18 protein-coding genes and 5 pseudogenes are annotated in these 22,252 nt (G+C 44.1%); 11 read left to right on the top strand and 12 right to left on the bottom strand.

Translation table 11 applies throughout. The features are described from left to right. Positions 1–18 precede the first annotated feature (18 nt). From R7Z77_RS09950 to R7Z77_RS09935, 4 genes are all read right to left on the bottom strand, one after another. Positions 19–1,095, bottom strand: coding sequence for a PQQ-dependent sugar dehydrogenase (locus R7Z77_RS09950; RefSeq protein ID WP_213967844.1), 1,077 nt, complete (start codon positions 1,093–1,095; stop codon positions 19–21). 149 nt (positions 1,096–1,244) lie between these two features. Next, positions 1,245–2,393, bottom strand: coding sequence for an L-threonine dehydrogenase (yiaY, locus tag R7Z77_RS09945; protein ID WP_005388247.1), 1,149 nt, complete (start codon positions 2,391–2,393; stop codon positions 1,245–1,247). A 333-nt stretch (positions 2,394–2,726) separates the two neighbouring features. Then, positions 2,727–3,377 carry an isoprenoid biosynthesis glyoxalase ElbB gene (gene elbB, locus R7Z77_RS09940; protein ID WP_017634378.1) on the bottom strand — a complete coding sequence of 217 codons (651 nt, stop codon included), beginning with the start codon at positions 3,375–3,377 and terminating at the stop codon, positions 2,727–2,729. A gap of 12 nt (positions 3,378–3,389) precedes the next feature. Further along, the gene (locus R7Z77_RS09935) at positions 3,390–3,539 is read right to left on the bottom strand and encodes a hypothetical protein (protein ID WP_017634379.1); all 150 of its coding nucleotides are present in this window, start codon (positions 3,537–3,539) and stop codon (positions 3,390–3,392) included. A gap of 120 nt (positions 3,540–3,659) precedes the next feature. On the opposite strand from R7Z77_RS09935, the gene yddG reads away from it, so the two are divergent. Beyond that, the gene (yddG, locus tag R7Z77_RS09930; RefSeq protein WP_005389394.1) at positions 3,660–4,562 is read left to right on the top strand and encodes an aromatic amino acid DMT transporter YddG; all 903 of its coding nucleotides are present in this window, start codon (positions 3,660–3,662) and stop codon (positions 4,560–4,562) included. Between the two features lie 151 nt (positions 4,563–4,713). On the opposite strand, the gene R7Z77_RS09925 is transcribed toward yddG, so the two are convergent. Next, on the bottom strand, positions 4,714–5,607 hold the full coding sequence (locus R7Z77_RS09925) for a cation diffusion facilitator family transporter (protein ID WP_005389400.1): 894 nt from the start codon (positions 5,605–5,607) through the stop codon (positions 4,714–4,716). A gap of 176 nt (positions 5,608–5,783) precedes the next feature. Beyond that, entirely contained in the window at positions 5,784–6,662 is an 879-nt protein-coding gene (locus R7Z77_RS09920; RefSeq protein ID WP_053307827.1) for a LysR family transcriptional regulator, read from the bottom strand. A gap of 171 nt (positions 6,663–6,833) precedes the next feature. Between R7Z77_RS09920 and R7Z77_RS09915 the strand changes: the two genes are divergently transcribed. Then, entirely contained in the window at positions 6,834–7,409 is a 576-nt protein-coding gene (locus tag R7Z77_RS09915; protein WP_054728907.1) for a class I SAM-dependent DNA methyltransferase, read from the top strand. A 149-nt stretch (positions 7,410–7,558) separates the two neighbouring features. Here the strand turns inward: R7Z77_RS09915 and R7Z77_RS09910 are convergent. Next, a pseudogene (locus R7Z77_RS09910) lies at positions 7,559–9,532 on the bottom strand (acetoacetate--CoA ligase). Positions 9,533–9,754: 222 nt separating this feature from the next. Between R7Z77_RS09910 and phhA the strand changes: the two are divergent. Both phhA and R7Z77_RS09900 read left to right on the top strand, forming a co-directional pair. After that, positions 9,755–10,549: a phenylalanine 4-monooxygenase gene (gene phhA, locus R7Z77_RS09905; protein ID WP_053350625.1), complete on the top strand. Its 795-nt coding sequence runs from the start codon at positions 9,755–9,757 to the stop codon at positions 10,547–10,549. Next, positions 10,539–10,877: a 4a-hydroxytetrahydrobiopterin dehydratase gene (locus R7Z77_RS09900; protein ID WP_053303750.1), complete on the top strand. Its 339-nt coding sequence runs from the start codon at positions 10,539–10,541 to the stop codon at positions 10,875–10,877. The genes phhA and R7Z77_RS09900 overlap by 11 nt, the downstream gene beginning before the upstream one ends. A gap of 70 nt (positions 10,878–10,947) precedes the next feature. Here R7Z77_RS09900 and R7Z77_RS09895 read toward each other — a convergent pair. Continuing rightward, positions 10,948–12,717: pseudogene (locus R7Z77_RS09895) on the bottom strand (choice-of-anchor I family protein). A 199-nt stretch (positions 12,718–12,916) separates the two neighbouring features. Between R7Z77_RS09895 and R7Z77_RS09890 the strand changes: the two are divergent. Beyond that, complete coding sequence (locus R7Z77_RS09890; RefSeq protein ID WP_017634382.1) at positions 12,917–13,261, top strand: HopJ type III effector protein; 345 nt, start codon at positions 12,917–12,919, stop codon at positions 13,259–13,261. A gap of 38 nt (positions 13,262–13,299) precedes the next feature. Here the strand turns inward: R7Z77_RS09890 and R7Z77_RS09885 are convergent, their stop codons facing one another. Then, entirely contained in the window at positions 13,300–13,608 is a 309-nt protein-coding gene (locus R7Z77_RS09885) for a cysteine-rich CWC family protein (protein ID WP_080276966.1), read from the bottom strand. 144 nt (positions 13,609–13,752) lie between these two features. On the opposite strand from R7Z77_RS09885, the gene R7Z77_RS09880 reads away from it, so the two are divergent. The 5 genes and pseudogenes from R7Z77_RS09880 to R7Z77_RS09855 all read left to right on the top strand — a co-directional run bounded on the left by R7Z77_RS09880 (position 13,753) and on the right by R7Z77_RS09855 (position 17,588). Continuing rightward, positions 13,753–13,968, top strand: a complete 216-nt coding sequence (locus R7Z77_RS09880) for a DUF3820 family protein (protein ID WP_005375557.1) — start codon at positions 13,753–13,755, stop codon at positions 13,966–13,968. A 40-nt stretch (positions 13,969–14,008) separates the two neighbouring features. Next, complete coding sequence (locus R7Z77_RS09875; protein WP_033906842.1) at positions 14,009–14,254, top strand: hypothetical protein; 246 nt, start codon at positions 14,009–14,011, stop codon at positions 14,252–14,254. 319 nt (positions 14,255–14,573) lie between these two features. Continuing rightward, positions 14,574–15,484, top strand: a pseudogene (locus R7Z77_RS28900) (hypothetical protein). Further along, complete coding sequence (locus tag R7Z77_RS09860) at positions 15,474–15,944, top strand: hypothetical protein (RefSeq protein ID WP_017821094.1); 471 nt, start codon at positions 15,474–15,476, stop codon at positions 15,942–15,944. The pseudogene R7Z77_RS28900 and the gene R7Z77_RS09860 overlap by 11 nt, the downstream one beginning before the upstream one ends. 393 nt (positions 15,945–16,337) lie before the next feature. Continuing rightward, positions 16,338–17,588, top strand: a pseudogene (locus tag R7Z77_RS09855) (DEAD/DEAH box helicase). 151 nt (positions 17,589–17,739) lie between these two features. On the opposite strand, the gene R7Z77_RS09850 reads toward R7Z77_RS09855, so the two are convergent. Beyond that, a complete protein-coding gene (locus R7Z77_RS09850; protein WP_005375544.1) occupies positions 17,740–18,156 on the bottom strand; it encodes a VF530 family DNA-binding protein in 417 nt (138 codons plus the stop codon). 418 nt (positions 18,157–18,574) lie between these two features. On the opposite strand from R7Z77_RS09850, the gene R7Z77_RS09845 reads away from it, so the two are divergent. Then, entirely contained in the window at positions 18,575–20,032 is a 1,458-nt protein-coding gene (locus tag R7Z77_RS09845) for a DUF3360 domain-containing protein (protein ID WP_053303744.1), read from the top strand. Between the two features lie 131 nt (positions 20,033–20,163). Here R7Z77_RS09845 and trpB read toward each other — a convergent pair whose 3' ends face one another. Both trpB and R7Z77_RS09835 read right to left on the bottom strand, forming a co-directional pair. Next, a complete protein-coding gene (gene trpB, locus R7Z77_RS09840) occupies positions 20,164–21,387 on the bottom strand; it encodes a tryptophan synthase subunit beta (RefSeq protein ID WP_005375643.1) in 1,224 nt (407 codons plus the stop codon). A 400-nt stretch (positions 21,388–21,787) separates the two neighbouring features. After that, a pseudogene (locus R7Z77_RS09835) lies at positions 21,788–22,093 on the bottom strand (S1 RNA-binding domain-containing protein); the annotation flags it as partial. Positions 22,094–22,252: the final 159 nt, after the last annotated feature.

Below are 22,252 nucleotides of genomic sequence, written 5' to 3'. Positions count from 1 at the left end.
AACGATTTTAGTGTTTGATTACCTTTCCTCAAGACGAAAGATTTTGCCGCTGTCGGTAGAAAAGTAGATATAACCATCGGGGCTGATGGTTATATCTCTTACTCGCTCACCAAGATTCTCCATCAATCTTTTTGATTCGGTGAGCTTGCCATTCTCAATAGAAACTACGTTGATGTGCGCCAGTTTCAATGCACCGGCGAGGATTTTTCCGTCCAATTCAGGGTACTTATCGCCACGGTACAAAATCATGTTACTTGGTGCGATAGAAGGGATGTATACCAGTTTTGGATCTTCCATTCCCGGTAACGACTTAGCTTCCCCGACGTCCAACGGACCCCAATACTCTTTACCATGAGAGACTTTTGTCCAGCCGTAGTTCGCGCCTTTCTTGATTAGATTAATTTCATCGCCACCCCGTGGTCCATGTTCAATCGACCACAGCTGTTTTGTTGCTTCGTCGTAAAACATACCTTGTGGGTTACGGTGCCCGTAACTCCATATCTCATGACGAGCTTCGGAAGGTTTGAATGGGTTGTCTTGCGGAACCGAACCATCAAGATTAAGGCGTAGAATACTGCCAGCATGGGTTTGAGTGTCTTGTCCATTATCACGTTCGCCACGGTCACCGATTGAGAAGTAAACTTTATCGTCTACAAATGAAATTCGACTGCCGTAGTGGCGACCTGTATCGGTGAAGGCATCAGCAACAAAGAGATCTTTCCAACCTACAAGCTGATTGTTTTGCAATTGCGCCGTCGCTAACGCCACCGTATTGCCTTTGCTCGTACGCTTGCTGTAGGTAAAGAAGAGTTGCGGGTTTTGCTTATCGGCATTCGGTGCGAGCGCAACATCCAATAAGCCGGCTTGTCCACTGGTGTTCACATCGGGAACGTTAAACAGCTTTTGAGGTTTGCCTGTGGTGATATCCAGCAACGAAACCGTACCGTTCTTTTGATTGACGATAACGCGTTGATTATCTAAGAACTCGATCCCCCAAGGGATCTGAAATCCACTCGCCACTTCGTTGGCGCGGTATTCGGCAGTGTTGGCAGAACAGGATAAACAAGCGAGTAGGGTAGCAGCAATCGTTCTCATGGTTCCTTCCAATATGAATCGTATTAATACTTAAAAGCTAACACTAAAAGACTATGTTTGGCAGAGATTCACTTGTATATGAATGTAAAAAATCCCCGATACGAGATCGGGGATTGAATTAAGGCTAGAGAATTGTTTAGTTAGCGAGATTACATCGCTTCTTCGAAGATCTTAGAAATTTCTTCGTGAGTTGCTTGTTTAGGGTTAGTGAAACCACAAGCGTCTTTCAGTGCGTTGTCTGCTAGTGTTGGGATGTCTTCTAGTTTCGCACCAAGCTCTTTAATACCTGCTGGGATACCCACATCTTTCGCTAGAGTAACGATAGCGTCGATTGCTGCCGCTGCACCTTCTTCAGCAGACATGCCTTCTACGTTTACGCCCATTGCTTTTGCTACGTCACGTAGACGCTCAGGACATACTTGCGCGTTGTAACGCTGTACGTGAGGTAGAAGAATCGCGTTACAAACACCGTGTGGAAGGTCGTAGAAACCACCTAGCTGGTGTGCCATTGCGTGTACGTAACCTAGAGAAGCGTTGTTGAACGCCATACCCGCCATGAACTGTGCGTATGCCATTTGTTCACGAGCTTCTAGATCTTCACCGTTTTTCACTGCTGTGCGTAGGTAAGCTTGGATAAGCTCAATCGCTTTGATTGCTACTGCATCAGTGATTGGTGTTGCCGCGATAGATACGTAAGCTTCAATCGCGTGAGTTAGGGCATCCATACCTGTTGCCGCAGTTAGCGAAGCAGGTTTAGCGAGCATTAGCTCTGGATCGTTTACCGAGATAAGCGGTGTTGTGTGCTTATCAACGATAGCCATCTTAATGTGACGCTCTTCGTCAGTGATGATGCAGAAACGCGTCATTTCAGATGCAGTACCCGCCGTCGTGTTGATCGCGATAAGTGGCATCATTGGTTTTGCAGATTGGTCTACGCCTTCGTAATCTGCGATTTTGCCGCCGTTAGAAGCAACAAGCGCGATACCTTTCGCACAGTCGTGTGGTGAACCGCCGCCTAGAGAGATAACGAAGTCACATTCGTTATCAGTAAGAAGTGCTAAGCCGTCGTTAACGTTGCTGATAGTTGGATTTGGTTGAGTGCCATCAAACACAACGGTTGCTACATCGCGCTCAGTGAGAAGGTCTTGAACTTGTTTGACTACACCGATTTGGTTAAGGATCTTATCCGTAACGATCAAACCTTTTTTAAAGCCTTGAGATTGGATGCTGTCTGCTGCGTCTTTCAAACAACCAGCGCCCATTAGGTTTACCGTAGGGATAAAAAATGCACTTGTCATATTGGATAGCTCCGTCGTTATTTTTAATAATCTTTCTTAATTTGCCATTTACTGTCGCACATTCGTTTCCAGATTGAAGTTGATCTAAAGCAAGTTTACCCACTTAGAGGTACTTGCAAGAGAAAAACTGTGACAGTGATCTTGTTGCACTGCGTATAAGTGCAACACTGATATAAAGTAGAACAAATATGAAACTATGGACGCAAACGATTGGCAGAAATTGACTTCTGACGCGGATATATCTCTAAATTCGACTAAAGTATAAAAAATCCCCATTAATAACTTAATTATCAATGGGGATAGGGAAGTGTTTTATAAGCTAACTACTAATAATTAAGCTATTTTAATCAGTTTTGATACTAACTTTTCGATACCTGAAGCCGCTTGAGAGATATTCTCTGCCAACATGTAAGCAGGGGTTGAAAGTACGAGGTGTTTTTCATCAAAAACGATGTCTTCGACAGGGCACGTGGTGTGTTCACCGCCCATTTGATTAAATGCTATTGAGACTGCCTCATCGTTGCCTACCGTTCCTTTCACGCCTTGCTCATAAATCATCGGAATAATGACAGGAGAAATACACAGATAGCCAGCTGGTTTTTTCGCATTAGCAAACGCGCGACAAGCTTGAGCTACGTGTGTGTTAATGGAGCACTCCGCACCCGAAACAGCGAAGTCGGTTAAGTTTTTCGCGGCACCAAACCCACCTGGAAGCAGTAGGGCATCGTATTCATCGACGTTAAGTTTGGCGACATCGTCAATATTTCCGCGTGCAATACGAGCTGATTCGATCAATACGTTACGTGTTTCATCCATTTCGTCACCAGTTAGGTGATTGATGACGTGGAGTTGGTCAATGTTAGGTGCAAAGCAGTGCCAAGTTGCACCTGCCTTCTCGATGGCGTAGAGCGCCAACACTGCTTCGTGGATCTCAGAACCGTCGTAAACGCCTGAACCACTTAAAATGACTGCGACTTTTTTCATGTTTGGATTCCTTTACTCTGAACGTTCCTTAGATTGCTCTTCGCTATCTAGACCATGCGTTTCCGAATGTGTTTTAACGTTTTCACTCTCGTTGTCATCTTCATCATAGTAGCGCACAACAAAGGGTGTAAGCATAACACTAGAGGGCAGAAAATGTTTCATATCGACTCCAACGGCTTAATAGAATGATTTTTATACTGATTTTTATAAAACAGTACGTTGAACCTGATCATTTTTGAGTTAAGCTGACGTTTCCTTTGGCATTCGTGAGTGGTAGGTCACATGAAATCAGTGCAATTTCGTTTCACACTTTATGGTTGTATCGCGATTCTCTCTTGGAGTTGTCTGCTTGGCATCGCGAGGTTGGTTACGGAGAGTTTAGGTCCTGTAGGCGGGGCAGCCATGTTGTACTCTCTTAGCTCTGTTTTCCTTCTTATCGTGGTCGGTATTCCAAAGTTGTCTTACTTTTCTCCCAAGTATCTTGCGCTTGGTGGTGCGATGTTCGTCTGTTATGAAATATTTCTCGCTCTATCTTTGGGATATTCCAACTCGCGCGCGCAGGCAATTGAGGTGTCGATTGTCAATTACCTTTGGCCCGCACTGACGGTTTTATTTGCGGTCCTTGGCAGCAATAAAAAAACAAACTGGTTGCTTTATCCCGCAGTTACGCTGGCGTTTGTTGGGGTTGCTTGGACTGTGAGCGGTGAGAATGGCTTATCCATAACTCAGATCATGTCCAATGTTAGTAGTAACCCTCTGGTGTATTTTATGGCTTTCGCTGGCGCGGTTATATGGGCTTTTTATTGCAACTTAACCCAAAGGCAGCAATCTAAACATAATGCGATTACCCTGTTTTTTATTGCAACAGCTGTTTCGCTTTGGGTCAAATACGCGTTTACGGATGAGCCACCAATGACATTCAGTTGGGAAGCGATGGGGTACTTAGTGGCCTCTGCGGCTTTAATGGCTGGTGGTTATGGTTTATGGAATATCGCGATCGTTGGCGGCAATATGGTTTTTCTCGCCACCTTGTCTTACTTCACACCCATTTTTTCCGCTTTATTTTCTTCCATTATTCTTGGCGTAACTCTGAGCCATAGCTTTTGGCAGGGCGTTGTGATGGTAACGGTGGGCTCGCTGATGTGTTGGTTAGTCACCAAAGAGAAGCGCGAAGCGGCTGGGTAAGTTACCAACGAGATCAGAGAATTTAAGTGAGCAACGAACAGATCTCCCTTGCGAGCTGTATTCGAATACGAAGCAACTAAATCGAAAAAATTAAAAAAGCTCCCGAGATTGGGAGCTTTTTATTGAGTTTTAACGGCTCTTTGGTGGCACTCTAATAAGCGACGTTCAAGTGTAGTTGAAGCTTGAATCTGTGCTTCGACAGTCGCTTGATAAGCTGCTTACGAGTGTGCTCTAGTGTATCAAGCTCCAATGTGTCGTCATCAATATGTACGTCCACATTTACTCGTAGCTCTTGGCCCACCTTCGTTACGCCAGCCAGTTTCAATTGATGCTCAGTCACTTTTTCAATCTCAAGAACATCTTTGCCAACGCTCTGACACAGCTCTTTGCTTGGTGTCATCATTAGTAGTTCACGTAAGGCACCTACTAGCATATCGAACGGTACTTTGAGGAAGTAAAAGCCCATTAAAACCATCATCATGGGATCGGCATATACCGCATACTCAGAGAATGGCGTTAGTGAAACAGCCCAAGCCGAGATAAATCCTACGGTCACCGCCACACTTAGCAGAGTATCCATTTGCCACTGTTTTTTCTCCGCTTCAATCAAGCCTGATGAGAAGCGGCGGCTGCGTTTCGCCATAAACCACCAAGCGTAACCACAGCCGATAACATTCACGATGCCGAATAAGGTCGCAATAGAAGCATCGACCTCGCGACCTCCAGACATCAATGCTGATATCGCAGAGTAGAGAGAGAAGCTTACAACCACTAAAATGACGGCTGCTTTTATCGCAATAACGATTGGTTCTAAGACCGCTTTTCCAAATGGGAATACAGATTTTGAAGGCTTGTTAATATAGTAAGAAGCGGCCAGTGACAATAAAGTTAACAGTAAGCTGACCAAAGAGTAAACACCGTCAAAAACGATGACAATTGAGCCTACAAGCAAGCCAAGTACCATACCACCAGCAGCGAACCCAGATGCCAAAAGGGCTGAAATGGTTAGAATACGGTTTTCGTTTTTGCTTGTCCTGTCACACATAAAAGATGCCTTTGAATTTTAATACCTTACTATTCTTCGCTCATAAGGTAATTTAGGCAACCACAAAGTGACCAGTAACTAATCTAAAAAAATGCGTTTTTATTTATGTTCTTACAAAACAACGACTTACTGTTGTTTTTTGGTGTCAGTAAAATTGACGCTCACTGATAAAATGTTTAGAAGTCAAATAAATACTCGCTCAATTTATCTGCTAACCACGTCATTGCAGGATGCTCAGCATGGCCGTTAGGTGAAAACATACAGTAGTCTTCTTGCGTCAATCCGTATGTGTGTTTGATAACGGCGAGCTTCTGCTGACGAAGGTAATGGCGGATTAATGGTTCTGGAAGCACGCCCCAAGCGTCTTCTTCTAAGATGGTGTTCAGCATGTAGTCAAAACTCGAAAAACCAATATATCGAGTCGAGAAAGGTTGCAGTTCAGGGTTGTCTTTCTCATTTAGGTACACCATTAGTGCTTGCATTTGACTACGTAGATCTTCGTCTGAGACACGGCGCATCTTACTTAGGCGGTGTTCTACACTGCATACTGACATCATACGTATCTTGCCTAACGGGTTGTATACGATACGAGGATCGTCTACTCGCTCATAATCAACGCCGAAAGCAAAATCTACTTGGTGGGTACTGACCAAGTTGGCTAAGTCGCCACTGGATGCCAAGATTAAGTTGAAGGTTGTTGAAGGAAAGCGGTTATTCAATGTATGAGATAATTCTTGCCAGAGATCATCAGGTAAGGAGTCGTCACGTGCTACCCAAACTTCCGCGTTAAACCCTTCCGAGATTTGAGCGCAGGTCTTTCTGACCCGTTGTGCGATGATAAGTAGGTGTTCGCAATCTTTGTAAATGGCTTTCCCAGCTTCAGAGAGGGTGAGCTGGTTGCCAGTTCGGTTAAACAATTCAACGTCGAGATCTTTCTCTAATGCCTTAATCGACATACTGAGTTTGGTGCGATTGCAGTCGAGTTGCCTTGCCGCTTCAGAAACAGAACCACACTCAGCGATGGTGCAGAAGGCTTCTACTTGAGTTAAGTTCATGATTTGACACAACCAATAAATGAATTCAAATAATTTGGGTATTATGCAGATGCGCTCCCAAAGCCATGAAAGATTATCGAAAAAAACGCGAATCCGCCAGATAAGTCTATGGTCTTTTAACGGTTTTGCGGTAATCTATGTGGGTTACAAAAAGTGAACATGGAGGCCACGATGGCACAAGATTGGGACGGCTTAGCAAAAAACTGGGAATCAAATCCAGCAACAGAGCAATTTGCGCAGTCGGTGTTTGAGCAGTTACAACAGCTAACTCAGCTTGATGGCATTAAAGTACTAGATTTTGGATGCGGAACAGGGCAGTTAAGTCAACGATTGTCACCGATGGTTAAAGACATCGTAGCATTAGACGCATCGGAAGCCATGATTGAGGAACTCGATAAAAAAGAGCTCGTCAACGTAGAACCTGTGGTAGATGCACTATCTCGCGGCTTGGTTGCTCAGCACCCTGCGTTTCGTGGACAGTTCGACTTGGTGGTTGCATCATCAGTTTTAGCGTTCGTGGAAGACTTAGACGCGTCATTAACGATCTCGCATTCTCTACTTAACCACGGCGGCTATTTTGTTCATTTTGATTGGATTGCAGAATGTGAACAAGACGGTTTTACCCTTGCGAAGTCTGAGCGTGCACTGAAAGAAGCGGGTTTTACTGAAGTTGAATCGCGACACGTTTTTGACATTACATCTGATGGTAAAACAATGTCGGTATTAATGGGGCTTGGTCGTCGCTAATACCGCTGAATAAAGAACAAAAATTGACAAAAGCGAGCTAACAAGCTCGCTTTTTTCTTATCTGCTGAGGGTATGTGTAACTTCACTTGCTCTAAACAAGTCGTCATGGTGCAGGCAAGGACATACTCGAACAACTAAGTCTTCGGAGGTTATTTTGAGACGACTATCCTGCGTATCTCCTCCAGCACTTCAGGGTTGGCTATTGCGCCTAAATTTTCGACGTTTCGGTTGTTAACAACTTGCTTAACGGCTAACTCGACCAGCTTTCCTGAGCGTGTCTTAGGTATATCGCTTATTGCGTAAATCGCACTAGGTACATGCCTTGGAGAACATGCAGACTTTAGCTGTGCTTTGATGGAAGCGATCATCTCGTCATTGAGCTCTTCCCCTTTGACTAATTGGACAAACAGCCATATTTGTTCGTTGCGATCGACTTCTTTTCCTACTGCGATCGAATCTAGAATACCGTCTATACAGTTCACTTGCTGATAGATTTCGGCCGTGCCGATTCTTACGCCACCGGGATTCAACGTGGTATCACTTCGACCATAAAACACGTATCCCCCAACGCTGGTCTGTTCAACATCATCGCCGTGGTGCCAAATATTGTCGAATTTATCCCAATAAGCGCGATGATATCTCTCACCGGTGTCGTTCCAAAAGCCAGTAGGGAAGTTGGGTAATGGATTGGCACAAACCAACTCACCGCGCTCTCCCATTACGCTATTACCTTGTGGGTTAAAGACTCGGACATCAACCCCTAACCCTGCTGATTGGCACTCTCCCCGATAAACGGGAGAAATAGGGTTGCCCAGAACAAAGCAGCCACAAATGTCTGTTCCGCCAGAAATCGAGGCGAGGTGTACATCTTCTTTAATGTGCTGATAGACATAATCAAACTGTTCTGGATACAGAACAGAGCCCGTTGAGAAAATGGTTTTCAGACTTGGAAATGCATCACTATTCTGCGGAGAAAAAGATGCTTTTTCCAGCGCCTCTAGGTATTTTGCTGAGGTTCCAAACAGCGTCACTTCGGCTCGTTCTGCGAGGTCCCAGAGCACATCATGAGTGGGGTAAACAGGGCTACCATCAAAAATCACCAAACATGCACCGCTCGCGAGTGAAGAAACGTGCCAGTTCCACATCATCCAACCGCAGGTCGTGTAATAAAACACTCGGTCGTTCGGTTGGATATCGCAATGCAGTTGATGCTCTTTCAAGTGATCAAGCACCGTTCCGCCGACGGAATGAACGATGCATTTCGGTTTGCCTGTTGTGCCTGAAGAATAAAGCACAAATAGCGGATCGTTAAAATTCACACGAGTAAAAGTCAACGCTTCGGGGGTGTATTGATTCAGGACATTTTGCCAATCTTGGGTGCAGACATCGCATTCAAAAATGTGTGGTTTAAGGTAGCTAATTTGGCAAACTTGTTTAAGACCATCAAGATGATCCGCAATATGCTGGTTTTTCTCAGACATATCGAAAGTTTTGCCATTGAATGTATAGCCATCACAAGTAAACAGGATTTTGGGTTTCACTTGACCAAAGCGCTCCAAAACGCTTTCGACGCCAAAATCAGGTGAGGTGGAAGTCCAGGTCGCCCCTAAACTGGTGGTTGCTAGCATAGCTATCACCGTTTGAGGTAGGTGAGGTAAATAACCAGCGACGACATCACCTTGCTTAATTCCACATTCTTTCAACCATTGCTGCACACTCGAAACTTCTTCGCACAATTGTTTCCATGTGTAGGTCTGTTTTTCTTCACGTTCATTTTCAAACCAAATCGCGAGATCATCGGGTTGGTGACACGCGTAGGTTAGCAAATTTTCGGCGTAGTTAATTTGCGCGTTTGGGAACCATTTTATATCCCTATTTTCGACGGGTTGCTGCCAGCGACTTTCTGCTCGCTCTTTTATGGTCTCTCCCTGAGTGCCAATGACGTCGCAGAATAGCCAAACTTCCTGCCAAAATTTTTCTACATGATCGAGTGACCATTGATGCAGATCAGCGAAACTTTCAAGGGTATTTCCTTGTCGATTAATGTGTTCAATAAACTATGTAATGTTGGCTTCTTCGATACGACTTTCGCTCGGTTGCCATACTTTGCTGCTCTCGCGCATAGGTCCCTCTATAACAAAGTGATAACAGGTTTTAGTTTGAGAGGAATACACGATAAAGTCAAACAAGCCAGATATTATATCGTGTCATAAAAATCATGCAGTTACGATGAGTTGTAAACAATATGTTACATCGGGATGATGCTGAGAAAATCGCGCAGGGATTGGAAGCTCTTAAGACTACAGATAGGCTTAATGTAAAGGATTTGTTAATGGAGATGAGCCATGACCCAGTATCGTTCTAAACCCGTAAACCAGGAAGGCAGGGTTGAATGGAGCCGTGAAGAAGACGCCATTTGGCGAGATTTGGTAACACGACAAATGGGTGTGATCCAAAACAGAGCTTGTGAGGCTTATTTACACGGTTTGACGCTGCTTGATTTACCTCAAGACCGCGTTCCTCAGTTACCAGAAATTAATCGTGTCTTGATGGAGACAACAGGTTGGCAAGTGGAGCCCGTTCCCGCGCTTATTGATTTCGACCGATTTTTTAATCTACTCGGTAATAAGCGCTTTCCAGTCGCCACATTCTTGCGTACAAGAGATGAGTTCGATTACTTACAGGAGCCAGATTTCTTCCACGAAATATTTGGTCATTGCGCGATGTTAACCAACCCAGACTTTGCTGCATTTACCGAGCATTATGGTCAACTAGGGCAAGCCGCTACCCCAAAACAAAGAGCCTATCTCGCTCGCCTCTACTGGTTTACCGTAGAGTTTGGCTTGGTGAAAGAAGGGGACAAAACCAAAATTTACGGTGGTGGTATTCTTTCATCTCCTGGCGAAACCCTCTACGCATTAGAGAGTGATGTAGCAATTCGCGACCCATTTGAATTACAAACAGTGCTGAGAACGCCTTATCGTATCGACATCATGCAACCGAAGTACTACGTGATTGATGACTTTTCTCAGCTTTTTAAAATCAGTCAGTTAAATTTATTGAAACAAGCCGATCTAGCGATTGAAGCTGGACTGCTTCCTCCACTTTTTGAACCAAAGGAACCTGCTCATGTTGAATGAACAAAAATGCGAAGCTTGTAGTATCGATGCCATTGCACTAAGCAAAGAAGAACAACAATCTCTGCTGCTGCAATTGTCTGATTGGCAGATCATTGAAAGAGAAGACATACCTCAACTAGAAAAGGTGTATAAATTTAAGAACTTCAAACAAGCATGGGCTTTCAGTAACAAAATCGCGGAACTGGCAGAAGATGAGTTCCACCATCCCTCTATTTTGTTGGAATGGGGTAAGGTTACCGTAACGTGGTGGAGTCACTCTATCAAAGGTCTGCATAAAAACGATTTTATCTGCGCATCAAAGTGTGACTCGCTAGCATCGGCAGAGTAGGACATTACCTCATACAAAAAACGCCCGGCTTATGTCGGGCGTTTTGGTTCTAAATGACTTTTACATTACTTTATAGATTGATTCGGAAGACGGATGTCGTGCCCGATACCTCATTGCCAACGACGATAAAATGACCACCGTTACGGGTAAAGTAATTAATGGACTCTGGACCTAAATCGCCTGCTTTTGGATTGTATGTGTCATTCATGCATTCGCCATCTTCGACTTCTGTACATACTGGCTGATTGTAATCACGGCGGCTTACGTAATGCATAAACTGCGCTTGTTTCGGGTCTGTGATGTCATAAATCATGATACCGCCTTGACGCTCCAAGCCGATAAACGCGTAATGACGACCGTTAATTTGTGCTACTTCAATCGCCTCTGGCTCAATACCTTTATCATCACTTCGGTCATCGCCACTATTATTGTTATCGTTGGTGCTGTTGAAGTTCTTGCCTTCATTCAGCAGCGCGATAGTCGCGAAATCGTCACCACTATCGAAGACCAACTTGCCGTTTTCATCCCAAATCGAAAATGAACGCGCGCCAAATGATTGAACATTCTCTTGTGCAGAAAGCGTTTGTTCCGGCTTAATCACTTTTAAACGCGCGAGTTGTTTGTTGTCTTTTAGTGCCTCTGCCAATGGGTGTTCTGCTGCCACTTTCAGCTTCTTACCGCGCACTTCATCAATATGGCTTAAACAGGTTCCTTGCTCAGATGTATATTCATCTGTACCGAGGTAATCGTCTTCATCCCACATAAAGCCAGCTTTGTCGCACAGTTCTTGAGTGGTTTTGAATCCGTACTCACGCCCGTCGCCTTCATTTGCCGATACGATGTAAGTACTCCCATTCACTGAGTAGCTGTCGATAGTGTCAGGCATAAATAAGCCAACCAGTTGTGGGTAGCTTTTCAAGTTCCCAAGGATTTTGTCTTTGTTGGATGCATCGAGTTTAGCGCCCGACCAAGACTTCTCACCCAAGCCAACAATTCGCTCTACTGATTTGCTCTCTGGATTGACGATTGCCATGGCGTTATTTTCTTGTAGCGCGACATAGATTTTGCCGTTATCTGCAAAAGTGAGGTATTCCGGCTCTAGATCTTGTGCGATGGTGGCGTTTGCCCCCGAAATACGCACATTCTTTGGAAGCTCTGCTTTTCGTGAATCATCAAATTCGTTAAAGCCAATTTGTGACACTTCTGCTTGAGTAACACCAAGGCTCAGATCGATCAAAGTGATACTACCTTCAGGGTCAATGCTGTAATCGCTGTTTGGTTCTCATTCATTAGCGGTTGCGATGTATCGGCCATCTTTCGAGAAGTCAACCATGTCTGGCAATGCGCCAGTTGGAAACGTCATGACTAATGACAAATCGTCGGAGCGGTACAAGCCAACAATACCATTCGCTTGTTTATTACTGTTTTCAATCGCAACAGCTACCAAACCATTGAATACAGCGACACTGTTTGCTGCGCCAATTTCAATGCCCGCTGCTTCGCCAGCGCTGTTGAGATCAATGAATGCGCTTTGCGTTGGTACGCCGTTGTCATCCATAGAAAGTACATCGATACGTTTTGCTTGAGCATTCACCACATAGAGCTTATCTGTACAGGCGTCATAACTCACGATTTCAGCTGCCGATGTATCGAATGGAGCATCAGCAACGGATGTCCCGATAAACGTTAACCCTTGAATTGAAGTTTCCCCAGTAACGGGCGCAGTGGTAGGTTTGCATTGTGTAGCGAATGAAGCCACGGTATCTTCGGGTTGTGATGAACACGCGATGGCAAGTGATGACAATGCGAGTGCACCGATTGCCTTTAAAGGGGTGATCATGATATCTCCTTATCAATCCGATAGGTTGTCAATCAGCATGGGTTTTATGCTGCTGTCCATTTCCGCAACTGGAATGATAGAGCGCTGAATGACGTGTGATTTGGTAAGGCTCTGAATATATGTATGATTGATGACTCTTATATTGGCTTTTTATGAAACTAATGTGTCATCAATATGATGAAGTAGGGATAGAGGAATAATGGAATTAAAATCGTTTTTAGATTTATTGGCAGCGTCACCAGAGCAGGTCGAATTTGAAGCAACGATGGCGGTGATCGAAGATAACTATACGTTTGAGCCAACCGCTTTTGTAAATGGTGAGACACAAAACAATGCAGGCGAGAACAACGGTTCGTGTAAGATCTTCGCTTTCGGTTTGCTAAACAACCTAGACAAAGAAGCGACGCTAGCCTGCTTTGGCCGTTTTTATCGTGAAGATGTATTGCAGTATCCAGAGAACAGCGATCACCAGAATATTCGTAATTTTATGGTGACAGGGTGGGAAGGCATTAAGTTTGAAGCGTCCGCTTTAACCGCTAAATAAACACCAGTCAGAAAACGATGATCAGTAAGCCAGTCGTATTACGCGACTGGCTTTTTTTCTAGACATTTTCGGCACAAACACAGCTGGTTGGCGCTTGGCTTGGGTAAATCACGGGTTTCTATAGTAAAGCACCAGCATGTCTCTTTGCCTGCGGCGATATCACAATGGGCTTGAGTCCCGCACTCAGGACAACTGTGCGTTGAATCTTCTCCTGCGATTTGTTCGATAATCGCATCTCGTTGGAGATCGGTTTTGTCTTTCCATTGGATGATTTCATCCATCGTTCGGTGACAACCAGAGCATATTCCGGCGTTATTTTTACATGCAGCTCGACAAGGTGACTTCATTGCTTTCTCGTTCTCATTTTTTATGCCGCGTACTCTAGCATAAAGCGAGTCAAGGCCGCCAAAAATAAACGTGACTGCGATTTGCTGGTGAGGAGGGAGAACCAGTGTTACCCTTGGACGAGTTACCTTAACTCTCTGTCACTTATGTTAGAAAAAGAAAACCTCATTAAACTCGCTAGAATGCAAATGCCATTTGGGAAATATGCAGGGCGAGTGTTAATCGACCTGCCTGAAGAATACTTACTGTGGTTTGATAAAAAGGGCTGGCCAAGCGGCGAGCTAGGGGATTTGCTCAAGCTATGTTTAGCGCTCAAAATTGAAGGCTTAGATAGTGTCGTGAAGCCTTTGAAGCGTATGTAACTAGCCACAGAAACTCCCACTCTTAATGAAAAGACTTATTATGAATTTTGATATCGATGCACTGAAACATCACCAATTGGTCGAAGATGGTAAACTAGAGGGATGTTACATTCATCAGCCAGCTCAAGGTAGCCAACACAATGACAAAGCTGTTTTGGCAGAGCGCCAAGCGTTGGAAAAGTTGGGATATAAGGTAATACAGCTTAAAGCTAAAGGCGGGACAACAACGTTTGCCGAGGCGATGCAAAAGCTTGCGAAGGAAACTGGTCACCTGCCTAAGGAGTAAGTGAGTGTAACCTGCCACAGCCTTACAAGTTCTCCCACCAGACTATTTTTTCATTCAAAAGAGCCAGACCGTTAGGCTAACTCTTTATGCCCCAAAAAAGAACTGGAATAAATACTCTACAAAATTTGGTTCGTACGTTTTACCCTACGAAAAGTTATCCGATTGAATGTAACTCAACACTATTGAGCCTTCATTGTGCTTGTTTGATTAGTCAAACTGCCTATTTAATTGGTTAAATCATCATGCAATCTTGTTGGGGATGATAAATCACTGAAAATATTGTTATTATCCTTTTTATTTATCAGTAAAACCGACTCCCATGAGATATGAATCCTCTCCTGTAGCCCCAGAAGAAAGACAAGAAACCACTAGAGAACGAGCAGCACGTCAACGCTGAGAACGTCAGGAAGAGCTGAGATCTACCGCGAGCGATGAGAAACGATGGGCTGAAAATAGAGAGCGCGTTCTTGCTGAACGCAAAGCGGTCCAACAAGCTTACGACCTAACAGAAAAAGAATGGAACGATGATTTACAAAAGCAAGCTAAAGAATATCAGTGGGACACCTCTCAACAAGAGAACGTGAGTATTGCGGTACTGACTGTTGAAGAAGGTAACGAGTATTTAGACTTGCTCATCAAAGACTCGCATGGACAACTTTCGAACGGCAAGGACTACACTGGCGTAGGCATGGGGCTTAAAGGCGCTTATGAGGTCGCTAAAGAGCTTGGCGGTTGGGGGCAACCGCTAAAGCTGTCAATATCAATGGTGTAATGAATATTGTGGTTGAGAACTACAAGCCTAAATATTTAGACCTAGGTATCCGTTGGCAAGAAGCAACACCACAAATGCTTAAAATTGGTCATGCTCTAAATACTGTTCAAGGCAATGTCAGTTTCTTGAAAGGCAACATCTATGTTGAACTTGTGTTTAGTGGTGCGGTTAATGCGGTTGACTACATTCTACATGATGAAAAAACGCTAGGTGAAGTGGTCGGCCAATTTACAGCGGATATATCTAAGGGCATTGCCGCAGGAGTTATCGCTCAAGGAATAACTATTCTGGGAGTCGCAACATTAAGTACGGTACTTGTTGTGCCAACCGCTCTAACACTTGGTATTTTCGCTGTTACTGCGTTTATTGTAGGAAAGGAAATATCTAAACTAGATGACCAATTTAAATTTACGGAACCGATGAAGAATCAAGTAGAGAAAACTATTAATGATTTCTAATGAAAAATTTAACCGAAGACTAAAGATAAAGCGTTGGCTTAAAGTGATGGCTAGTTGGCCTCTTATGGTTTTTATGGTGTGGTTGAGCTACAGCTCAATTAATGAGTTAATTAGCATTAACAACTCAATCGGTATCATTCCTAAAGTAAAACTAGCAGGTTTAGTGAACAATGTTGCTTCTTTTGTAGGCCTTCTAATATTTGGTTTTATAGCGATCATTCCCATAGCTATGCTACACAGGTCAACAGAACTATTACTAAAAGTACCATTTTCGACAAAAACAGGGCTATATTCTATAGCGATAATAGTATTAAGTTCTATTGCCTCTGCCATATGGTTAGATAACAACACGAGAGAAAAAATAAAGCAATATGACTATATTGAATGTACTTCTGAACAAGAACTTACATTAAAATCCTCAAGTCGGACGTATGTTTTAGACCCTAGTTCGTGCGATTAAATCATCTTTCAAGCTCTTGGCACAAGCACCCTGCTAGCGTATGTACATGTCATGCGCTAGCTCTCAATACTTGAAGTTATCCATTAGTTGCTAATATTCTATTTGTCGTAACGCATTTTTGTCCAATTATAAGCTATAGGGTTTTCTCAAGCTGTATTTTGCTTTACAGGAGTCAGAGTGCCTGGCTCCTTTTCCCTTTGCTTGTCGCGAACGCTACCATCTTGGTCGTAGAGTATTGGTTATCGAAACCATTAACTCATGTTAGTGAAAGGAAATTCCTGAACTCTATAGTGCTTCTTTCACCAATCTTCTGTTTGGGCCATTATCTCTAACATCCAGACGCGAAATAGCATAAGATACACGGCCTTTACTAGCACTGAGCCACTCATCGTAATGACAGATAAAACACAGCAAGCGACATTTGCCGATCTTGGCCTGATTCCAACATTAGTCGAGCGACTAGAAGCGTTGGAATACAGCCAACCGACGCCCATTCAATCCCGTTCTATTCCTGATATCCTTGAAGGGAAAGATATTATTGGTGGTGCCAATACGGGGTCTGGTAAAACCGCTGCTTTTTCGCTGCCAATCTTGCAAAAAATTGTTCAGCAAGACGAATCAAACAATCGCCGTGGCAACTTCGTTTCCCACCTGATTTTAGTACCAACTCGTGAGTTGGCATCACAGGTGGCATATAACGTCAAATCTTACTCATACCATCTCAGAGATAAGATCAAAACGGTTGCCGTATTTGGTGGTGTATCGGTGAACCCACAAATGCTGGCGCTTCGTGGTGGCTGTGACATTATTGTTGCAACGCCGGGTCGATTACTTGATCTGGTATCCAGTAACGCGATTAAGTTGGACCAAGTAAAAACGCTTGTTCTTGACGAAGCCGACCGAATGTTGAGCCTCGGATTTACCGAAGAACTCAATAAGATTCTTGCGTTACTACCAGAGAAGAAACAGACGCTGTTATTTTCTGCTACTTTCCCTGATAAAGTCACGACGCTGGCTCAGCAGTTGCTCCGCGACCCTGTTGATGTTCAGTTGCAGAGCGCAGAAGCCAGCACTTTGGTGCAGCGCGTGTTTAGTGTAAATAAAGGTGAGAAGACGGCGGTACTCGCGCACTTAATCAAACAGCATCAGTGGCGACAGACTTTGATTTTTGTGAATGCTAAGAATGCCTGTAACCATTTAGCTCAATAGCTGTCAAAACGCGGTATTACCGCTGAAGTTTTCCATGGTGATAAAGGGCAGGGCGCTCGTACTCGTGTCCTTGACGGTTTTAAGTCTGGCGAGATTCAAGTTCTTATTGCCACTGATATCGCAGCACGCGGCCTTGATATTGAAAAACTTCCAGTGGTGATTAACTTCGATCTTCCGCGTAGCCCTGCTGATTATATGCATCGAATCGGTCGTAGTGGTCGTGCTGGTGAAGTAGGTTTAGGATTATCTCTTATCGATTACGACGACTACCACCATTTCAAAGTGATAGAAAAGAAAAATAAGTTCCAACTTGAACGCGAGCAGGTAGTCGGTTTTGAAGTGGAAGACGATCAGAGTGAAGCCTACTTTTTACCAATGAAGCCGCGAGCGAAGCCGGCAGGTACGGGTAAAAAGAAGAAAAAGCGTAATCAATAGAAAACGTAAACTACATGTGAGTTTACTTACGGGAGTTGTTAGAGAAAAGGAATGCTCACTAGCTTGAGTCTTCGCTTCTAGCCATTCCTTTAAAGAACAATAGAGCCCTGCTGGAGCTACCAGTAGGGCTCTATTGCTTTTCAAGATAGTGTTATTGGCGACGAGCAGGGCGTCCGCGAGGTGAACGCTTTTTAAATGCAGACGCTGCTTTGGCTTGTGACTTAAGAATAGAGTCAACGGTTAGCGGCATTGGCTCTTTAGGTTCAAGGCCATGAGGGAAGGTACGAGCTCTTGGTGGTAAGTTGTATTCTTCTTCGCTCGCGCGTGGCATGCGCTTAAAGCGATAAAGGTAAAAGTTTTCTAATTTTTCTCTCGCCCATTCGGTTTTCTTTAAATACTTCACGCTACTTGCAATCGAAGGCTTAGTGTTAAAGCAATTAAAACGCATTGCTGTATCTAGAATGTCCCAGCCGTAAAAATCCACTAACTCTTGCAACATAGTCTCTAGCTTTAATCCGTGCAGTGGATTGTTCTGTTGCAGCTCGATTCTCTCTTCGTCAGTCATCATTTTTAAGGGCCTTACTCATTAAAGGGCGGAGTTTAACAAAGTATACAATGTAGAGATATCTATAGTTACTTTGCGATGGATGCGAGCACAGTGCTCTCTACCTTGAAAGTATAAATCGGAATTGGCCGCTCTACTTGGCTCTCTGCTCAAAAATGACTCTTAAAAGTTCAAGCGTCCCAGCTCGATGTTAAATTATTGTGTAATAAGTGAGATTTTTGTTGTTCTTTTACTAATGTCTAATATTCCTACCCATAGCAACACATGCTTAATAAGCTCAAAATCAAAATTGGTTCATGCCGCTTTCTTAGTATGGCCTAGAAGTTTGATGTGGGTGTTGTCTCGTATTGGTCGAAGGCCTGTCTACCAAGCGAAACTCTAGTTGACGTAGTTCAACGTTGAAACATAAAAGGATGACTCAATGTCTGACAAAAGTAAGACTTTTTACAGGGATGTGCGCAAAAAACCGCATGAATTTGAAAGCCGAGAAGACTTTCTAAATCATGATTTAACCGTCATGAGTTTCCGTCGCTGGGGAATTCATTTGCCTTCACGTGATTACAGTATTGAAATCGAAGACTGGGTACCGGCATTAGCAGCAACCATTGGTAAAGTGGTTATGGTCACTGCCATGGTTTCCGCTTTTGCTGCTCAGTTTGGTTTATCTCCGGAATTCATCGCAGAAAACGTGCGTTACGAATTACTTATCGCTGGAGCCCTGTTCGTCATACTGTTTTCTGCCATCCTAAACCCGAATGCAAACTTAGCGGGAACCCATGGCCCAATGATACCGCTGATTCCTATGATTGCAGCTGCAGGAGGGCACCCTCTCGCGCTAGGTTTGATGGTGTGTGTTTTTGGGTTAATTCTCGCCTTAACCAAAGGTGGCTCTAAACTCATGACTCTTACTGGTATCGGGGTTCGAGGAGGGTTGTTGATCTACCTTGGTGCCGTTGGGTTGCTCGGGCAAATTAATAAGACGGAAGCGTGGGCTGCAAGTACGGACCAAGGTTACATTTCGTTTGTGGTCATAGGCCTAACCGTTATGGTTTACGCTTACTTAGCCAAGATCAATAAACGTTGGCTCGCTATCCCATTGTGCTCTGCACTCGCGGGTATTGTTGCTTATTTGATGGGCGCTGAGTTTGCTTTTACCACAGAACCGGGCCTACCTAATTTCAGTCCATTCTACTGGTGGGGGGAAGATACAGGCTGGCAGCTAGGCTGGCCAACCCTAGAGCACTTTATTGCCGTGACTCCATTTGCTCTACTGGCAGTCGCTATGTGGTCCCCTGATTATCTCGGCCATCGTGTGTTTCAAGAACTTAACTACCCAAAAGAAGCGAAAGGTGTACTCATGGATGTCGACGACACGATGGTCGGAGCATCTGTTCGTCAGGGGGTTGGTTCACTCTTAGGGGGCGGAAACCTAGCTTCTTCTTGGGGAACGTACATGATTCCTGCCGCAATTGCCAAGCGTCCTATTCCAGGTGGCGCTCTGTTGACGGGTTTCATGTGTATTGCGGCGGCGGTAATTGGCTACCCAATGGATCTAGCAATGTGGGAACCTGTTCTGCGCGTTGCTTTGATTGTGGGTGTATTCTTACCACTCCTTGAAGCGGGTATGCAGATGATCCATAAGCATAAAGATTCACTCAGTGCAGGTATCTGTATTTTTGCCTGTGCATTCGTTAATCCAGTCTTCGGTTGGGCAATCACGATGCTGTTGGATAACCTCGGGCTTATCGGCGACCATGAGCGTGCTAACGAACTATCGCGCAAAGATAAATATCTGATTCCTGGCACTGCGTTTATCGTATGTGCAGGCTCCCTTGCTATTGTTGGTCAGCTTCCAGGCATTCCAGCTCTTATCGGTTAATCGAATTATGCTCTAAAGGTATAGTGAGAGCAGTGAGTAAAGGGACTTGCTTCTTAAAATAGTAGACAAAAACAAAAAGCTACCTAGTACCAGGTAGCTTTTTGCATGTAGGGTTAGGCTACGGAGTTAGGCTATATGAGTGATTCAATGCCGTATTTTGCGCCGTAGTGTTCAACGACAAAATCAATGTCTTTGTCACCACGGCCTGATAAGTTGATCAAAATCGAGCCGGTTTCTCCTTGCTGTGCGAGTTTAATTGCGTAAGCGACAGCGTGTGAGGATTCAATAGCAGGGATTATTCCCTCTTCACGAGACAGCTCAAAGAAGGCATCAATCGCTTCGTCATCACTGATTGAGCCGTAATTGACACGGCCAATGTCTTTTAAGTAACTATGCTGAGGCCCAACCGATGGGTAATCCAAGCCACTTGCTACAGAGTACACTTCCTGAGGTTCGCCTTGCGCATCTTTAAGCATGTAAGACTTAAATCCGTGCATGATACCTGGCTCACCGAGTGTGAGTGTTGCAGCATGCTCGCCAACCTTTTGCAAAGAGCGGCCCGCAGGTTCAACGCCGTGAATGGCGACTTGTTCATCCTCTAAGAAAGCAGTAAATAGCCCCATCGCGTTAGAACCACCTCCAACGCATGCGACGAGATTATTGGGTAACTTGCCGGTCATTTCTTTGAATTGAACTCGTGCTTCGTTACCGATAATTGATTGGAAATCTCGTACCATTTTAGGGAATGGGTGAGGGCCAACGACAGAGCCTATCGCATAAAGTTGTGTATCAGGATCTTTCAGATAAGCTTCGAATGCAGAATCTACCGCTTCTTTGAGGGTTTTGCGCCCATGAGTGGCAGGAATGACATTAGCACCAAGGATTCTCATGCGGACGACATTCGGATGTTCTTTGGCGATATCAACTTCACCCATGTAAATGTCGCATTTCAAGCCAACCAATGCCGCGGCTGTAGCAAGCGCAACACCGTGTTGCCCTGCGCCAGTTTCTGCAATTAGTTTCTTCTTACCCATCTTTTTAGCGAGAATGGCTTCCCCTAAGCAGTGGTTAATTTTATGTGCGCCTGTATGGTTTAAGTCTTCGCGCTTTAGGTAGATGTCTGCTCCGTATTTTTTAGACAAGTTTTCCGCATGGAAGATTGGGCTAGGTCGTCCAACAAAGTGCTTATACAGGCGAGCGAGTTCCGCTTTAAATTCAGGATCTTTGCTGCATTCCTCATAAGCTGCGTTGATGTCATGCATGATTTGTTCAAGCTCAGGTGGAACAAAGCTACCACCGTATTCACCAAAGTATCCTTCTTCGTTGGGCATAGTGAGATCAAACGAGTTTTTCATTATTTACATCCTAGTTAACGAAAGTATTGATACTTTTATACCCAAAATTTAGAAGTGGTTGTGTGATCAGTTGCTTAAATCAGAGTTCGCGATCTAGTGCACTAGTTAAAAAGTACAACTTGTGTAGGGGATAATAGTTGTGATGTAGAATCAGGTGGTTTGAATAGATGCAAAAAAGCCTCGAGAGATCCTAGGCTGTCATAAGAACCTCTCGAGGCAAACAGAATGCTGGAAATACACTCTGCGATGGTGTCTGGAAACAAAAATTAGATTCGTTTCCTTTGTCAGATATTAGGGTTTTAGAATGAGTCGATGTCAGCGAAATGTCACAAGTTAATTGCGGTATTAAAAGCTTATTTTTTATTTTTGATTAATGGATTAGAAAGTAACCTAAAACAGGCTAACCTACCGCGTGTTCCGCGTCTTTTAAGTTGGACATGATCTTTCTTTGTCTCGAATCGGCGTCTTTAACCAACACGTGCACTTTAGCTCCTAAAGTAAACGTGGCGCTCTGGCTGGAAATTTTTTGTTTGACTGCATCAAATTCGAACTCACCATTTTGGAAACTTGATAAAGGAATGAGACCTTCGGTTCGGTTCCCTAACTCAACAAATACCCCGAAGTGTGTGACTCCACACGCTGTCCCTATGAAGTGTTGTCCGATAAATGGCTTCATGTAATGACATTTCAGTGCTGACTCAACCTCTCAGCTAGGGATTATGTGCTCGTAGTTATTAGAATTTATTGATTGAGCAGATATATTTAATTTCATTTTTTCTCTTATATTCCCGAGATTCCGCAGCCAATTTAGGAATAAACTGCTTCATACAGAACACCAAGAAGCTTAAGCAGCCGAGTCTGATGC

The organism is Vibrio sp. 1401 (assembly GCF_033340295.1).
Note: the sequence above shows the minus strand (reverse complement) of the source record. Positions and strands in the feature narration are given on the sequence as shown.

Bases quoted from the DNA above. Each gene is read 5' to 3' on its own strand.
- phhA (WP_053350625.1), top strand. From the start codon at position 9,755: ATGACCCAGTATCGTTCTAAACCCGTAAACCAGGAAGGCAGGGTTGAA.
- yiaY (WP_005388247.1), bottom strand. From the start codon at position 2,393: ATGACAAGTGCATTTTTTATCCCTACGGTAAACCTAATGGGCGCTGGT.
- R7Z77_RS09845 (WP_053303744.1), top strand. From the start codon at position 18,575: ATGTCTGACAAAAGTAAGACTTTTTACAGGGATGTGCGCAAAAAACCG.
- R7Z77_RS09860 (WP_017821094.1), top strand. From the start codon at position 15,474: ATGATTTCTAATGAAAAATTTAACCGAAGACTAAAGATAAAGCGTTGG.
- R7Z77_RS09900 (WP_053303750.1), top strand. From the start codon at position 10,539: ATGTTGAATGAACAAAAATGCGAAGCTTGTAGTATCGATGCCATTGCA.
- R7Z77_RS09885 (WP_080276966.1), bottom strand. From the start codon at position 13,608: ATGAAGTCACCTTGTCGAGCTGCATGTAAAAATAACGCCGGAATATGC.
- R7Z77_RS09920 (WP_053307827.1), bottom strand. From the start codon at position 6,662: ATGAACTTAACTCAAGTAGAAGCCTTCTGCACCATCGCTGAGTGTGGT.
- R7Z77_RS09875 (WP_033906842.1), top strand. From the start codon at position 14,009: ATGAATTTTGATATCGATGCACTGAAACATCACCAATTGGTCGAAGAT.
- R7Z77_RS09890 (WP_017634382.1), top strand. From the start codon at position 12,917: ATGGAATTAAAATCGTTTTTAGATTTATTGGCAGCGTCACCAGAGCAG.
- yddG (WP_005389394.1), top strand. From the start codon at position 3,660: ATGAAATCAGTGCAATTTCGTTTCACACTTTATGGTTGTATCGCGATT.
- trpB (WP_005375643.1), bottom strand. From the start codon at position 21,387: ATGAAAAACTCGTTTGATCTCACTATGCCCAACGAAGAAGGATACTTT.
- R7Z77_RS09850 (WP_005375544.1), bottom strand. From the start codon at position 18,156: ATGATGACTGACGAAGAGAGAATCGAGCTGCAACAGAACAATCCACTG.
- R7Z77_RS09950 (WP_213967844.1), bottom strand. From the start codon at position 1,095: ATGAGAACGATTGCTGCTACCCTACTCGCTTGTTTATCCTGTTCTGCC.
- elbB (WP_017634378.1), bottom strand. From the start codon at position 3,377: ATGAAAAAAGTCGCAGTCATTTTAAGTGGTTCAGGCGTTTACGACGGT.
- R7Z77_RS09880 (WP_005375557.1), top strand. From the start codon at position 13,753: ATGTTAGAAAAAGAAAACCTCATTAAACTCGCTAGAATGCAAATGCCA.
- R7Z77_RS09925 (WP_005389400.1), bottom strand. From the start codon at position 5,607: ATGTGTGACAGGACAAGCAAAAACGAAAACCGTATTCTAACCATTTCA.
- R7Z77_RS09915 (WP_054728907.1), top strand. From the start codon at position 6,834: ATGGCACAAGATTGGGACGGCTTAGCAAAAAACTGGGAATCAAATCCA.
- R7Z77_RS09935 (WP_017634379.1), bottom strand. From the start codon at position 3,539: ATGAAACATTTTCTGCCCTCTAGTGTTATGCTTACACCCTTTGTTGTG.